General features: G+C 66.7%; 13 protein-coding genes. 6 read left to right on the forward strand and 7 right to left on the reverse strand.

The features are described 5' to 3' along the window. Positions 1-63: 63 nt before the first annotated feature. Entirely contained in the window at positions 64-1,506 is a 1,443-nt protein-coding gene (locus tag ACCD11_RS26210) for an amidase (RefSeq protein WP_413316066.1), read from the reverse strand. 61 nt (positions 1,507-1,567) lie between these two features. Between ACCD11_RS26210 and ACCD11_RS26215 the strand changes: the two genes are divergently transcribed. The 6 genes from ACCD11_RS26215 to ACCD11_RS26240 all read left to right on the forward strand — a co-directional run bounded on the left by ACCD11_RS26215 (position 1,568) and on the right by ACCD11_RS26240 (position 7,548). Further along, positions 1,568-2,557 (forward strand): LysR substrate-binding domain-containing protein, encoded by a 990-nt coding sequence (locus ACCD11_RS26215; RefSeq protein ID WP_413316067.1) that lies wholly within the window; start codon positions 1,568-1,570, stop codon positions 2,555-2,557. Between the two features lie 171 nt (positions 2,558-2,728). Next, positions 2,729-4,183 carry an aspartate ammonia-lyase gene (locus tag ACCD11_RS26220; protein WP_007838240.1) on the forward strand — a complete coding sequence of 485 codons (1,455 nt, stop codon included), beginning with the start codon at positions 2,729-2,731 and terminating at the stop codon, positions 4,181-4,183. Between the two features lie 168 nt (positions 4,184-4,351). Next, positions 4,352-5,251 (forward strand): amino acid ABC transporter substrate-binding protein, encoded by a 900-nt coding sequence (locus ACCD11_RS26225; protein ID WP_007838242.1) that lies wholly within the window; start codon positions 4,352-4,354, stop codon positions 5,249-5,251. A gap of 97 nt (positions 5,252-5,348) precedes the next feature. Further along, positions 5,349-6,080, forward strand: a complete 732-nt coding sequence (locus ACCD11_RS26230; protein WP_007838244.1) for an amino acid ABC transporter permease — start codon at positions 5,349-5,351, stop codon at positions 6,078-6,080. Between the two features lies 1 nt (position 6,081). Next, entirely contained in the window at positions 6,082-6,771 is a 690-nt protein-coding gene (locus tag ACCD11_RS26235; protein WP_007838246.1) for an amino acid ABC transporter permease, read from the forward strand. Between the two features lie 39 nt (positions 6,772-6,810). Continuing rightward, a complete protein-coding gene (locus ACCD11_RS26240; protein ID WP_056513337.1) occupies positions 6,811-7,548 on the forward strand; it encodes an amino acid ABC transporter ATP-binding protein in 738 nt (245 codons plus the stop codon). An 86-nt stretch (positions 7,549-7,634) separates the two neighbouring features. Here the strand turns inward: ACCD11_RS26240 and ACCD11_RS26245 are convergent, their stop codons facing one another. The 6 genes from ACCD11_RS26245 to ACCD11_RS26270 form a co-directional block, all read right to left on the reverse strand. Further along, positions 7,635-7,967, reverse strand: coding sequence for a hypothetical protein (locus ACCD11_RS26245; RefSeq protein ID WP_413316068.1), 333 nt, complete (start codon positions 7,965-7,967; stop codon positions 7,635-7,637). Between the two features lie 69 nt (positions 7,968-8,036). Next, on the reverse strand, positions 8,037-9,008 hold the full coding sequence (locus ACCD11_RS26250) for a nucleoside hydrolase (protein WP_413316069.1): 972 nt from the start codon (positions 9,006-9,008) through the stop codon (positions 8,037-8,039). Between the two features lie 132 nt (positions 9,009-9,140). Continuing rightward, positions 9,141-10,073 carry an electron transfer flavoprotein subunit alpha/FixB family protein gene (locus ACCD11_RS26255; protein WP_413316070.1) on the reverse strand — a complete coding sequence of 311 codons (933 nt, stop codon included), beginning with the start codon at positions 10,071-10,073 and terminating at the stop codon, positions 9,141-9,143. A gap of 2 nt (positions 10,074-10,075) precedes the next feature. Next, complete coding sequence (locus ACCD11_RS26260; RefSeq protein WP_413316071.1) at positions 10,076-10,825, reverse strand: electron transfer flavoprotein subunit beta/FixA family protein; 750 nt, start codon at positions 10,823-10,825, stop codon at positions 10,076-10,078. A 41-nt stretch (positions 10,826-10,866) separates the two neighbouring features. After that, positions 10,867-11,862: a Bug family tripartite tricarboxylate transporter substrate binding protein gene (locus ACCD11_RS26265; RefSeq protein WP_413316072.1), complete on the reverse strand. Its 996-nt coding sequence runs from the start codon at positions 11,860-11,862 to the stop codon at positions 10,867-10,869. A 32-nt stretch (positions 11,863-11,894) separates the two neighbouring features. Next, positions 11,895-13,802: an acyl-CoA synthetase gene (locus tag ACCD11_RS26270; protein ID WP_413316087.1), complete on the reverse strand. Its 1,908-nt coding sequence runs from the start codon at positions 13,800-13,802 to the stop codon at positions 11,895-11,897. Between the last annotated feature and the right edge of the window lie 66 nt (positions 13,803-13,868).

A 13,868-nucleotide genomic window follows, 5' to 3' on the forward strand; every position in this document is an offset into this window, starting at 1 on the left:
GCAGGGCGCTCGATGGAGGCGCCGCTTGCCCCCACCCCAGCCCTCCCCCAGCGGGGGAGAGAGTCAAACCAATACTGGGGGGCGATGGGCGGCCCAGCCGCATGCCTGGTCGTACGCATGCCCAAGCCGCAGCACATCGAGGTCCGCATGGATAGGCCCTGCCAGCTGCAGCCCCATCGGCAGCCCGCCTTCACCGAAGCCGGCGCGCACATTCAAGGTCGGCAGCCCGGCCAGCGTGAAAGGCGTGACGATCTCCATCCAGCGGTGGTACGTGTCGCTCGCCACGCCAGCGACTTCCTTCGGCCAGTGCATTTCCGCGTCGAACGGAAACACCTGCGCGGTCGGCGCCAGCACGAAGTCGAAGCGTTCGAACAGCTTCAGGAACGCGCGATACACGTTCGACCGGTACACCGAGGCCTGGTAGAGCGAGGCCGCATCCAGGTGACGGCTCTGCTCGATCTCCCATTGCGCCTCCGGCTTGAGCTGCGCGAACAGCTTCGGATCGCTCAGGTAGGCGCCCAGCTTGCCGCCCACCAGCAACTGCCGCAGGCGCAACCAGGCGCTCCAGTTGTGCTCGCGCGGCACGTCGAGCGTGCAGGGTTCGACCTCGCAGCCGATGTCGCGGAAGGTGCCGTGCGCTTTCTCGCCCAACTCGCGGATGCCCGGCTCCAGCGGCAGGTCGGGCCAGATGCTGCCCAGCCAGCCGATGCGCAGGCCTTTGCCGTCGCCTTCGAGTTGCAGTTCGTCGGCCGAGGGCAGGGCGTGCGGCGACGACAGCGGCACGCGTCCGTCGAAGCCCGCCTGCACGGCCAGCAGCCGCGCGGCGTCTTCCACGGTGCGCGCCATCGGGCCTTCGCAGCCCAGCTGCTGGAAGAACAGTTCCTCCTCGGGGTTGCCCGGCACGCGTCCGCGCGAGGGGCGCATGCCGATCACGTTGTTGAAGGCGGCAGGGTTGCGCAGCGAACCCATCATGTCGCTGCCGTCCGCCACGGGCAGCATGCCCAGGGCCAGCGCCACCGCGGCGCCGCCGCTGCTGCCGCCCGCGCTGCGATCGGGCGCGTAGGCGTTGCGGGTGATGCCGAACACGGTGTTGTAGGTGTGCGAGCCGAGCCCGAACTCGGGCGTGTTGGTCTTGCCGATGACCACGGCGCCGGCCGCCCTGGCGCGTGCCACGTGCAGGCTGTCGGCCCGCGCGGCGGAGCGCGGCGACAGCGGCGAGCCCATGGAGGTCGGCAGGCCGGCGGCGTGGCTCAGGTCCTTCACCGCCAGCGGAAAGCCGTGCATCCAGCCGCGGCGCTCGCCGCGCGCCAGCTCGGCGTCGCGCTCGCCGGCCTCGGCCAGCACCTGCTGCGGATCGCGCGGCGACACGATGGCGTTGAAGCGCGGGTTCAGCGCTTCGATGCGGGCCAGCGAGGCCTGCATCAGCTCGCGGCAGGACACGTCGCGCGCGGCGATGCGGCGGGATAGTTCGGTGGCGCTGAGGTCGAGCAGGTCGGCTGAAGACATGGCGGATGAGGGAAAAAGAGGGGGAGCCCAGTATGGCGCGGCGCTCGCATAATCGCCGCGTATGGAAACAAAGTGGCTCGAAGACTTCATCAGCCTTGCGGAAACGCGCAGCTTCAGCCGCTCGGCCCAATTGAGGCACGTGACGCAGCCGGCGTTCTCCCGCCGCATCCAGGCGCTCGAAGGCTGGGCCGGCACCGACCTGGTGGACCGCAGTTCGTACCCCACGCGGCTCACGCCAGCGGGCCAGACGCTCTACAGCCAGGCCATCGAGATGCTGCAGTCGCTGCAGAGCACCCGGGCCATGCTGCGCGGGCACTCGGCCGCCGGGCAGGACGTGATCGAAATTGCCGTGCCGCACACGCTGGCCTTCACCTTCTTTCCCTCGTGGGTGACCAGCCTCAGGGAGCATTTCGGGCCCATCAAGAGCCGCCTGATCGCGCTCAATGTGCATGACGCGGTGCTGCGGCTGGTCGAAGGCAGCTGCGACCTGCTGATCGCCTACCACCACCCCTCGCAGCCGCTGCAGCTCGACGCCAACAAGTACGAGATGGTCAGCCTCGGCGAGGAAACCGTCGCCCCCTGGGTCAAGGCCGATGCCGAGGGCGCGCCGCGCTACCGCCTGCCGGGCCGGCCCGGCCAGCCGCTGCCCTACCTGGGCTATGCGCCGGGCGCCTACCTGGGGCGCGTGGTCGACCAGTTGCTGAAGGAATCGGGCACCGCCATCCACCTCGACCGGGTCTACGAAACCGACATGGCCGAGGGCCTGAAGGTGATGGCGCTCGAAGGGCACGGTATCGCCTTCCTGCCGCAGAGCGCGGTGCGCAAGGAGATCAAGGCGCGCAAGCTCGTGAGCGCGCTGCCGCCCGAGATCGACAGCCTGGAGGCGACGATGGAGATCCGCGCCTACCGCGAGCGGCCCGGCATGGCGGCCCCGCTCAGGGCCGGTGGCGGCCGCGCTGCGAAGGCTTCGACCTCCGAGGGCTTGCAGCCCAAACGCACTGCCGATGCGTTATGGTCTTACCTGGTCGGCACGCAGCCCCAGCGTCAATGACCGGATTTTGTGCAACGCACAATCTATAAATGCCACGCATAGGACCCCCCGCAAACGGCATTGGCGCCCTTGAACCGGCGCCACTACAGTCGCGGCAGTTTTTTTGCCGTTGCAAGCAGCACAGCCCGGCACGCGCCTTGCGCGTGCTTTTTTTTAAGCCGAGGAACCAGCATGAGCTCCAATTTCAGGACTGAACACGACTTCCTCGGCGACAAGCAGATCCCCGCCGTCGCCTACTGGGGCGTGCACACGGCCCGCGCGGTCGAGAACTTCCCCATCTCCGGCACCCGCATCTCGGCCATGCCCGACCTGGTGCGTGCACTGGCCTACGTGAAGAAGGCCGCCACGCGCGCCAACGCCGACTTGGGCGCCATCGACCGCGACCGCGCGGCGGCCATCATCCTGGCCTGCGAGGACATCGTCGACGGCAAGCTGCTCGACGAGTTCGTGGTCGACGTGATCCAGGGCGGCGCCGGCACCTCGACCAACATGAACGCCAACGAGGTCATCTGCAACCTCGCGCTCGAGAAGCTGGGCCACGAGAAGGCGCGCTACGACGTGCTGCATCCCAACGACCACGTCAACGCCTCGCAGAGCACCAACGACGTGTACCCCACGGCCGTGCGCCTGGCGCTGTGGTTCGCCATCGACCGGCTGCTCGAATCGATGGCGTCGCTGCGCCGCAGCTTCGAGGCCAAGGCGCTCGAATTCAAGGACATCCTCAAGATCGGCCGCACGCAGCTGCAAGATGCCGTGCCGATGACGCTGGGCCAGGAGTTCCTGACCTACGCGATCATGATCGGGGAAGACGAGGCCCGCCTGGGCGAGGCGCGCGCCCTCATCGAGGAAATCAACCTCGGCGCGACTGCCATCGGTACCGGCATCAACGCGCCCCACGGCTACGCGAACCTCGCCTGCCAGTACCTCGCAGAGCAGACCGGCGTGCCGCTCAAGCAGGCCGCCAATCTCATCGAGGCCACGCAGGACACGGGTGCCTTCGTGCAGCTGTCGGGCGTGCTCAAGCGCGTGGCGACCAAGCTCAGCAAGACCTGCAACGACCTGCGCCTGCTGTCCAGCGGCCCGCAGGCCGGCTTCGGCGAGATCCGGCTGCCGGCGCGGCAGGCGGGCTCGTCGATCATGCCGGGCAAGGTCAACCCCGTGATTCCCGAGGTGATGAACCAGGTGGCCTTCGAGGTCATCGGCAACGACGTCACAGTCACGATGGCGTCCGAGGCCGGCCAGCTGCAGCTCAACGCCTTCGAACCGATCATGGGCTGGAGCCTGTTCAAGAGCATCCAGCACCTGAGCCGGGCCTGCAACACGCTGGAGAAGAACTGCGTCGTCGGCATCGAGGCCAACCGCGAGTTCCTCGCCAAGCGGGTGCGCGAATCGGTCACGCTGGTCACGGCGCTCAACCCGCTCATCGGCTACGAGAAGGCCGCGCTCATTGCCAAGACCGCGCTCGCCACGGGCGGGCCGATCGACGTGGTGGCCGAGTCGCTGGGCATCATGACGCGCGCCGAGATGGACGCGCTGCTGGTGCCCGAGAACCTGACGCAGCCGGTGCGCCTGTCGGCCGCGCCGGTTCCACCGGCCGCCGAGCCTTCGGGCACAAAGGCTGCTTAGTGAAAGTCGGACAATGCCAGGAGGCAGGATCGCACCAGGCTGGCGCTGCAATGCGCATGGCCGGTGCAGCGTGGGTGTGAATGCACCGGGTTGGTCCGGGTATCACGCAAAATGTGAATGTCTAGAATTTAGTTGTATCTGTTTCAGTCACCCTCAGGAGTTTTCTGTATGAAAAAACAAGCAATGGCATTGGCAATCGCGGCGCTCGCCACCAGCGGCGTCTTCGCTCAGGCCAATGACACCCTGGCCAAGATCAAGGCTTCGGGCACCATCACCGAAGGCGTGCGTGAATCCTCGGGCCTGTCGTACACGCTGGGCAACGGCCAATACACCGGCTTCCACTACGACGTCTGCGCCAACATCATCAAGGACCTCGAGAAGGCCGTCGGCAAGAAGCTCGAAGTCAAGTACCAGCCCGTGACCTCGCAGAACCGCATTCCCCTGGTGCAGAACGGCACCGTGGACATCGAGTGCGGCTCCACCACCAACAACGCCACCCGCCAGAAGGACGTGGCCTTCGGCGTGACCACCTACGTCGAAGAAACCAAGATCGTCGTCAAGGCCAACTCGGGCATCCACTCGCTGGCCGACCTGAAGGACAAGACAGTTGCCACCACCACCGGCACCACGCCGCTGCAGACCGTGCGCAAGCAGAAGCGCGCCGAGAACCTGACCTTCAAGGAGGTCTACGGCAAGGACCACTCCGACAGCTTCCTGCTGCTCGAAACCGGCCGTGCCGACGCCTTCGTGATGGACGGCTCGATCCTGGCTGCCCTGGCCGCCAAGTCGAAGTCGCCGAAGGACTACAAGATCCTGCCGGACGTGCTGGCCGTCGAACCCATCGGCATCATGATCCGCAAGGATGACCCGGCCTTCAAGAAGGCCGTGGACGACAGCATCAAGGCGCAGGCCAAGTCGGGCGAGCTCGCCAAGCTGTACGACAAGTGGTTCCTGAAGCCGATCCCGCCGGCTGGCGTGACCATCGGCCTGCCGCTGGGCGAAGCCACCAAGAACGCCTGGGCCAACCCGAACGACAAGCCGGCCGAAGAGTACGTCACCAAGGAATAAGCGCGCGTCGCTGCGTGATGACGCCCACCTTTCGCGGTGGGCGTTTCTTTTCAAGGGACTGGTTTTCGAAGAGACGGTGAAGAAGGAGTAAATACAAATGGGCAACTGGGATTGGCAGGTGTTCCTGCAAGACCCCGGGGGGGAATATCCGAGCTACCTGCAATGGATGCTCTCGGCGTGGGGCTGGACGGTGTCGGTCGCGCTGCTGGCGCTGATCGTGGCACTGGTGCTGGGCTCGCTGATCGGCATCATCCGCACGCTGCCTGACAGCCCGTGGCTGGTGCGGCTGGGCAATGCGTGGGTGGAGCTGTTCCGCAACATCCCGCTGCTGGTGCAGATCTTCCTCTGGTACCACGTGATCCCGGCGCTGATCCCGGTGATGAAGGGCGTGCCCAGCTTCATCCTCGTGGTGCTGGCGCTGGGCTTCTTCACCTCGGCGCGCATCGCCGAGCAGGTGCGCTCGGGCATCCAGGCGCTGCCCAAGGGCCAGCGCTACGCGGGCATGGCGGTGGGCTTCACCACCGCGCAGTACTACCGCTACGTGATCCTGCCGATGGCCTACCGCATCATCATCCCGCCGCTCACGAGCGAGACGATGAACATCTTCAAGAACTCGTCCGTCGCGTTCGCCGTGTCGGTCGCCGAGCTCACCATGTTCGCGATGCAGGCGCAGGAAGAAACCTCGCGCGGCATCGAGGTCTACCTCGCGGTGACGGCGTGCTACGTGGTGTCGGCCCTGGTCATCAACCGGCTCATGGCATTCATCGAGAAGAAGACCCGCGTACCGGGCTTCATCGTCTCGGCCAGCAGCGGCGGCGGAGGACACTGACATGATGAATCTCGACCTGTCGTTCTACAACTGGGACGTCATCAGCAACTTCGTCGTCAAGGGCTTCTATTTCAGCATCATGCTGACGATAGTGGCCACCATCGGCGGCGTGATCTTCGGCACCCTGCTGGCGCTCATGCGTCTGTCGGGCAAGAAGTGGCTCGATGCGCCCGCGGCGCTGTACGTCAACGGCATGCGAAGCATCCCGCTGGTGATGGTGATCCTGTGGTTCTTCCTGCTGGTGCCGGCGTCGTTCTATTCGCTGTTCGGTTCGGTCGGTTCCAACTACCGCTCCGAAATCTCGGCCGTGATCACCTTCGTCGCGTTCGAGGCAGCGTACTTCAGCGAGATCATGCGCGCGGGCATCCAGTCGATCCCGCGCGGCCAGGTGAACGCGGGCCAGGCGGTGGGCATGACCTACGGCCAGAACATGCGTCTCGTGGTGCTGCCGCAGGCCTTCCGCAACATGCTGCCGGTGCTGCTCACGCAGACCATCATCCTGTTCCAGGACACCTCGCTGGTCTACGCCATCGGCGCCTACGACATGCTCAAGGGCTTCGAAACCGCGGGCAAGAACTTCGGCCGTCCGATCGAGGCGTACCTGCTCGCGGCCGTCGTTTACTTCGTCATGTGCTACGCCCTTTCTTGGCTGGTGAAACGCCTGCACAAGAAGATCGCCATCATTCGCTGACCGAGTGGCTGAACCGGAGAGAAAGAAATGTCCGAAAAAATGATTGAAATCAAGAACGTATCGAAGTGGTATGGCCCGGTGCAGGTGCTCAACGACTGCAACGTGAACATCTCCAAGGGCGACGTGGTGGTGGTGTGCGGGCCCTCGGGCTCGGGCAAGTCCACCCTCATCAAGACCGTGAACGCGCTCGAGCCCTTCCAGAAGGGCGAGATCACCGTCAACGGCATCCCGCTGCACGACCCCAAGACCAACCTGCCCAAGCTGCGCTCCAAGGTCGGCATGGTGTTCCAGCACTTCGAGCTGTTCCCGCACCTGTCGGTGACCGAGAACCTCACGATCGCGCAGATCAAGGTGCTGGGCCGCACGCCCGACGAAGCCAAGACCCGTGGCCTGAAGATGCTCGACCGCGTGGGCCTGATGGCGCACAAGGACAAGTTCCCGGGCCAGCTGTCGGGCGGCCAGCAGCAGCGCGTGGCGATCGCCCGTGCGCTGTCGATGGACCCGATCGTGATGCTGTTCGACGAACCCACCTCGGCGCTCGACCCCGAGATGGTCGGCGAAGTGCTCGACGTGATGGTGAGCCTGGCCAAGGAAGGCATGACCATGATGGTGGTCACGCACGAAATGGCCTTCGCCCGCAAGGTTGCGAGCCGCGTGATCTTCATCGACGTGGGCGGCAGGATCCTCGAAGACTGCCCGAAGGACGAGTTCTTCAACCACCCGGAGAACCGTCAGCCGCGCACCAAGGACTTCCTGAACAAGATCCTGCAGCACTGACAAGCCGCTGCCGGGTTCAGGCAAAAGGGGCCGCGCTTCGAGAGCGCGGCCCCTTTTTCATTGGCGGCTGGCCCTGTGCAAGCGATCTATTTCGTGCCAGGGCTCGCCGCAAACACCTTGTCGAAGAACGCCGGAATCTCGCTGCCCAGCCGCGCCAGCAGCGCCTTGCGGTCGAAGCCTGGCGGATCGGCCCGAACGTCCCCGTCGTCCGTCGGGATCGCACTCGAGGGGGTGTCCATGAAGGCGAAGTGCCAGGCGTCGGGGATCCGCTGGAGTTCGGCGCCCGGCATGTTCTGCGCGATCCATTCGGCATGGAAGCGCGGAACGAGGAAGCGGTCCAGCTGCGCCTCGTAGATCCGCGTGGGCACGCGGATGTCCGCGAGCGAAGCGGCCGTGAAGGGAGCGCCAGCCGGAGCCATCGCCACGACCGCGCGTACCCGAGGGTCGCGCAGTGAAGGCAGCAGCGGCGAAAGGCGGCGCGAGAGTGCTCAGGGCAGCCGCGCAATGTGTTCCGTCAGCAAATCGAAGAAGCCTTGCGCATCGCCGTCGACGATCCAGTTCACGTTGGGTGCGCGATGCAGGCTGCCGTACCAGTCGGCCACGGTCTGGCCGAAGCCCATGCCCTCGCGGCTGTCGACCTCCACGTGGATGCGCCTGCCCTTGAAGAGCGAAGGCTGCAGCAGGTAGGCCGTGACGGTGGCGTCGTGCACCGGGCCGCCCGGCATGTCGTAGTGCTTCATCTCCTGAGGGGCGTAGGCGTCGAGGATGTCCGCGACGATCGCGCCGGCCCGGTTGCCGAGGCCGCGCAGCCGCGCGATGCGTTCGTCGCTCGTGAGGATCTTGTGTGTCACGTCCAGCGGCAGCATGGTGATGGGCACGCCGCTCTTCAGCAGCACCGCCTCGGCCGCGTGCGGGTCGGCGAACACGTTGAACTCGGCCACCGGCGTGATGTTGCCGCCGTTGAAATGTGCGCCGGCCATGAGCACCAGTTCGCGCAGGCCGCGCACGATGTCGGGGGCTTGCTCGAGCGCCAGTGCAAGGTTGGTCTGCGGGCCGAGCATCGCGAGCGTCACGCTCTTCTCGGGCGCAGCGCGCAGCGTGCGCACCAGGTAGTCGACCGCATGGCCATCGGCCAGCGGCGCGGCGGGCTCGTACACATCGACGCCCGTGAGGCCCTCCTTGCCGTGGATGTTGGCCGCGTAGATCGGCGTGCGCCGCAGGGGCCGCTCGGCGCCCGCGTACACCGGGATCTCCGGCTGCCCGGCCCATTCGCAGGCCAGCCGTGCGTTGCGCGAGGTCTTGGCCAGCGGCACGTTGCCGGCCACCGTCGTCAGCGCCTCGATGCGCAGCCGCTCGGGCGCCGCCATCGCGAACAGCAGCGCGATCACGTCATCGGCGCCGGGGTCGGTGTCGATGATGAGCGTGTGCACCGTGGCGTCGGTGGATGGCGTGGGTTGCATGACAAGGTTCCTCGGCGGGCGCGGACGGTGCACCCTGTCGGGAAAGTCTGCCAGAGCGCCGGTGCCTGTCAGGGCGCGTCGCCGGCGTTGGCTGGCGACTTTTTCGGGGCGGTGCACAGGGCACGCTGCTGGCTACAGCGCCTTCACCAGTTCCGGCACCGCCGTGAACAGGTCGGCCACGAGCCCGTAGTCGGCCACCGAGAAGATCGGCGCTTCCTCGTCCTTGTTGATCGCCACGATCACCTTGGAGTCCTTCATGCCGGCCAAGTGCTGGATCGCACCCGAGATGCCGCAGGCGATGTACAGCTGCGGCGCCACGATCTTGCCCGTCTGGCCCACCTGCCAGTCGTTCGGCGCGTAGCCCGCATCGACGGCTGCGCGGCTGGCGCCCAGGCCCGCGTTGAGCTTGTCGGCCAGCGGTGCCATCACCTCGGTGAACTTCTCGGCGCTGCCCAGCGCCCGGCCGCCCGAGACGATGATCTTGGCGGCCGTCAGCTCGGGGCGTTCGCTCTTCGTGACTTCCCGGCCCACGAAGCTGCTCTTGCCGCTGTCGGCCACGCCTTCGGCCGTTTCGACCGCTGCGCTGCCACCGGTCGCAGCTGCGGCGTCGAAGCCGGTCGTGCGAACGGTGATGACCTTGATCGAGTCTGCGCTCTGCACGGTGGCGATGGCATTGCCTGCATAGATCGGACGCTCGAAGGTGTCGGGGCTGTCGACCTTGGTGATGTCGCTGATCTGCGCCACGTCGAGCTTGGCGGCCACGCGCGGCGCGACGTTCTTGCCGTTGGCGGTCGAGGGGAACAGGATGTGGCTGTAGTTGCCGGCGATGGCCAGCACCTGGGCTGCGACGTTTTCTGCGAGGTTCTCAGCCAGGCTGGGGCTGTCGGCCACGATGACTTTGGAGACTCCGGCGATCTGTGCGGCGGCCTTGCCGGCTTCGGCAGCATTGGCTCCGGCCACCAGCACGTGGACGTCGCCGCCGCAGGCCAGCGCTGCGGTCACGGTGTTCAGGGTGGCCGGCTTGATGCTGGCGTGGTCGTGTTCGGCAATAACAAGTGCGGTCATGTTCAGATCACCTTCGCTTCGTTCTTCAGTTTGTCCACCAGCGTTGCAACGTCAGGCACCTTGATGCCGGCGCCGCGCTTCGGGGGCTCAGCGACCTTCAGGGTCTTCAGGCGCGGCTTGACATCCACGCCCAGGTCCTCGGGCTTGAAGACGTCGAGCTGCTTCTTCTTGGCCTTCATGATGTTGGGCAGCGTCACGTAGCGCGGCTCGTTCAGGCGCAGGTCGGTGGTGATGACCGCGGGCAGCGTGAGAGCAACAGTCTCCAGGCCGCCGTCGACTTCGCGGGTCACGGTGGCCTTGCCATCGGCGACTTCGACCTTGGAGGCGAAGGTGGCCTGGGGAAGATCAGCCAGGGCTGCCAGCATCTGGCCCGTTTGATTGGCGTCGTCGTCGATGGCCTGCTTGCCCAGGATGATGAGCTGGGGCTGTTCCTTGTCGACCAGCGCCTTGAGCAGCTTGGCCACGGCCAGGGGCTGCAGCTCTTCGGTGGTCTCGACCAGGATGCCGCGGTCGGCGCCGATGGCCATGGCGGTGCGCAGGGTTTCCTGGCACTTGGCGTCACCGCAGGACACGGCGATGACCTCGGTGACCACGCCCTTTTCCTTCAGGCGAACCGCTTCTTCCACCGCGATCTCGTCGAAGGGGTTCATGCTCATCTTGACGTTGGCAATGTCCACCCCGGTGCCGTCGCTCTTCACGCGCACCTTGACGTTGTAATCGACGACCCGTTTGACAGGTACGAGAACCTTCATGGCTGTTCCTTTGAATGACGAAGAAGAAATGAGGAAATGAGTTACTCGAGCTTCGCGCCCGACTGCTTGATCAGGCGCTCCCACACAGGGCGCTCGGCCTTCCAGGCTGCGGCAAAGAGCTCGGGCGAGCTGTCCTTGATCTCGAAGCCCATGGCCGCCACGCGCTCGCGTACGTCGGGCTGCTGCGTGGCCTTGCGCACTTCTTCGGCGATGCGGTCCACGATGGGCTTCGGCGTCTTCGCGGGCATGGCGACGGCGAGCCAGCCGGTCACGCGATAGGCCTCGTCCTTCATGCCCTGCTCGGCCAGCGTGGGCACGCTGGGCAGCGTGCTCATGCGGCGCTCGCCGGTCACGCCCAGCGCGCGGATCTTTCCGGAATCGATGTGCGGCTTGGCCACCAGCGCACTCGCGTAGGCCATCTGGATCTGGCCGCCGATCAGGTCCTGCATCATCGGCGCCTCGCCCTTGTAGGCGACGTGGCTCATGTCGGACTGCGTCGCCAGGCTCATGTGCGCGCCGGCCAGGTGCGGATAAGCGCCCACGCCGTACGAGCCGTAGGCCACCTTGCCCTTGTTGGCGACGACGTACTTCAGCAGCTCCGGCCCGGTCTTCGCCGGCACGCTGGGGTGCACCACCAGCACCAGCGGCGCCATCGCGATCTGGTAGACCAGCGTGAGGTCGCGCTGCGTGTCGTAGGGCAGCTTCTCGTAGAGGAACTCGTTGGTCATGAGCGAATTGCTCAGGCCCAGCACGATGGTGTAGCCGTCGGGCGCGGCCTTGGCGACCGCGTCGGTGCCGATGATGCCGGCCGCGCCGGGCTTGTTGTCGATGATGATGGGCTGGCCCAGGCCGGCCGACATCTTCTGGCCCAGCACGCGCGCCAGCACGTCGGTGGCGCCACCCGCGGCGAAGGGCACGACCATGCGGATCGGCTTGTTCGGGTAGGCGTTTTGCGCCTGTGCCTGCATGCACAGCGCGGCGACGGAAGCAGTGGCGCACAGCAGCAGCGCGCGCCGGGTCGGAAGGCGGAAGGTCATGGCTTGTCTCTGTCTATGGTTTCTGAAAAAGATCATTGCGCCGCGATGCGCGTCTTGAAGGGCAGCGGCTCCAGCGCCTTCTGCAGCCGTTCCTGCAGCGGCGCGGCGAGCGAGCCTGCCGCGGCGCTGTCGATCTGCACGCGTACGAGGCTCTCGCCTTCAGTCTTCACGACGGGCAGCGCGGCCTCTGGCACGCCGAGTTCGGCGCAGGCTTCGGCGACGGCCGCGTTCACCACCTGCAGCGCGGCCATCGCGCGCAGCTCGGGCTTGTAGATCTTGCCCACGTTGGTCATCGGCATGGCCCCGATCACCGACACCCACTTGGGCCGCGCCGGCGCCTCGTCGACGCGCGCGGCGGTGAAGGCCAGCAGCTCTTCTTCCGTTGCCGATGCACCCGGCACCAGGGTCGCGAAGATCACGGGCAGTTCGCCCGCATAGGCATCGGGCGCGCCCACCGCGGCGCACAGCTGCACAGCCGGGTGCGCACCCAGCGCGTCCTCGATGGTCTTGGGGTCGATGTTGTGGCCGCTGCGGATGATCAGGTCTTTCGAGCGGCCCGTGAGGTTGAGCCGCTCTTCGCTGTCGATCCAGCCGAGGTCGCCGGTGGCGAGCCAGCCGTCGGCCGTGAAGGCCTTGGCATTGTCGGCCGGGTCCACGAAGCCCGAGAACAGGTTCGGCGACTTGAACAGCACCATGCCGGTTTCGCCCGGCGCCACCTCGCGGTCGCTGGCATTGCCGTTCTCGTCGAGCGCCACCACGCGCATCTGCATGTACGGCAGCCGAAAGCCCACGCAGCCCGCGGGCCCGTCCACACCCGGCGGCGTGATGGTCGAGATGCCGGCCATCTCCGTCATGCCCAGGCTCTCGTGCACGTGCAGGCCGAACAGGCGCTCGAAGCGCGCGGCGAGTTCCGGCGCGAGTACGGCGGCGCCGGTGCGGCAGTAGGTGATGGATGAAATGTCCGCGCCGTTCAGCGGCACGTTGGCCAGCGCCGCGAGCACGGTGGGCACGGCCGAGAGCGAGGTCGGGCGGTATTTCTCCACCAGCTTCCAGTAGTTGGCCAGCACCTCCTTGTTGCGCAGCAGCGAGGTCGTCGGGATGATCACCTCCACGCCCGCCGACAGCGCCGCCAGCGAGGCCGGCAGCACGCCCGCCACATGGAACAGCGGATAGCCGTTGATGGAGATGCCGTTCTCGTTCATGCCCGCGACCTGCACGCTGGCCCAGGCGGTGAACACCTGCGCGCCGTGGCTGTGGCGCGCGAGCTTCGGCGCGCCCGTGGTGCCGCCGGTGTGGAAGTACGCAGCGATGTCGGTGGGTGCGATGTCCCGCCCGCTCACGAGCCGATCAGATGGTTGTGCCGCACGCAGCACATCGAACTCCGCCACGCCCGGCAGCGCGGTCGCGCTGTCCGATCCTGCTCCAGGCAGAGTGCCGGCCGTGCCCGGCACCTCGTCGTGCGGCGCCACGCGCAGCACGGTGGTCAGCGTGGGCACCTGGCCGCGCAGGCGCATGGCCTTCGACCACATGCCCGATTCGGCGTCCGAGCCGTAGGCGATCAGCACCTTGGCGCGGCCGGCGGTCATCAGCGCGACCAGCTTCTCGTCGGTCAGCAGCGGGTTCAGCGGCTGCACGATGCCGGCCGCCTCTCCGCCCCACAGCGCGAGGTGGTACTCCAGGCAACCGGGCAAAAGCACCGCGACCGCGTCGTCGGGCCCGACGCCCAGCGCGTGCAGCATGTTCGCGGTCTGGTGGATGCGCGCGAGCAGTTCGGCGTACGACCAGCGGATCGGCTCGTCGGCCGGGTTGCCGGTGCGCAGGAAGGTCAGCGCGGTCTTGCCGCCGAAGGCAAGGCCCGCGTTGCGGAAGATCTCGTAGGTGCTGCGCACCGTGAGCGCCTGTTCCAGCGGTGTCTCTTCGAGCCGGTGGATGTCCGCCAGGCTGCGGACGGGAAATGCGGGGCGGAACGGCGCGCCGACCGGCGTCTTGTGGTTCTTGTTTTCGTT

It is taken from the genome of Variovorax sp. Varisp36 (assembly GCF_047304235.1).
Classification (GTDB): domain Bacteria; phylum Pseudomonadota; class Gammaproteobacteria; order Burkholderiales; family Burkholderiaceae_C; genus Variovorax.